The 888-nt window shown below is 71.1% G+C and carries 1 protein-coding gene; it reads left to right on the top strand.

Annotation, left to right across the window (positions count from 1 at the left end):
- Positions 1-384: 384 nt before the first annotated feature.
- On the top strand, positions 385-888 hold a 504-nt coding region (locus tag HUW62_RS47435), incomplete at its 3' end, for a beta-ketoacyl synthase chain length factor (protein ID WP_176438214.1).

An 888-nucleotide genomic window follows, 5' to 3' on the forward strand; every position in this document is an offset into this window, starting at 1 on the left:
CAATGAGCCCCCAGGAACCCGCGGGCGGGTAGGAAGCGCACCAGGGGAAACCGCGAGAGCCCGTCCCACCCCCTACCACCACCCTCCGTCGTGGAGGCCTGGGACGCGGGGCGGCCCCTGTGATTGAGGGCTGCGCCCAGAGCGGAATCACGCCGGGCGCCGGCCCCGCACCGCCGGGTGTTCAGGGGTCCAACGAGGCCTCTTCCCCACCGGCCATGCGAGCGGGACCGCCGCGCCACCCCTCTCGGCCGGGAGCAAGCGCGGCGTAGCATGAATGCGGAGGCCCCTGTCTCGTCCCTAGAGGCAATGCCCCATTGGAGGCAATTGTCTCGTATATGATGCTTTGGTAGAGGACCGCCGCACTCCGCCTTTCTCCCCGCCATCATGGTTTTTTCCGTCCACCATTGGGCCGCGTGGGCTCCCGGGCTCGTCGGACACGACGCCTGGCGCTCCTGGCTCTCGCAGCCGCATCCGCTTCCGGCCGAGGGCGCCCCACCCTTGACCGAGATGCCGGCGATGATGCGCCGGCGGGTGGACCGGCTGGGTCGCATCGCGCTGCAGGCGGCCTATACGTGCCAGGGGGATGCTCCCCCGCGTCCCATGGTGTTCGCGTCGCGGTACGGGGACATGGGCCGCTCGGTGGAGTTGCTGGAGCAGTTGGCCGAGGCCTCTCCGCTGTCCCCCACCTCCTTCAGCCTGTCGGTGCACAACGCCATTGGCGCGCTCTACTCCATCGCCCGGGGCGACCTGACGGCGCAGAGCGCGGTGGCCGCGGGGGCGGAGACAGTGGAGGCGGCCTTCGTGGAGGCGTGCGGGCTCCTGTCCGAGGGCGCTCCGGAGGTCCTCGTCGTCGTCTATGACGAGCCCCGCCCCGCCCCCTTCGCGCAC

This window comes from Myxococcus sp. AM011 (genome assembly GCF_013372595.1).
Taxonomy (GTDB): Bacteria; Myxococcota; Myxococcia; order Myxococcales; family Myxococcaceae; genus Myxococcus; species Myxococcus eversor.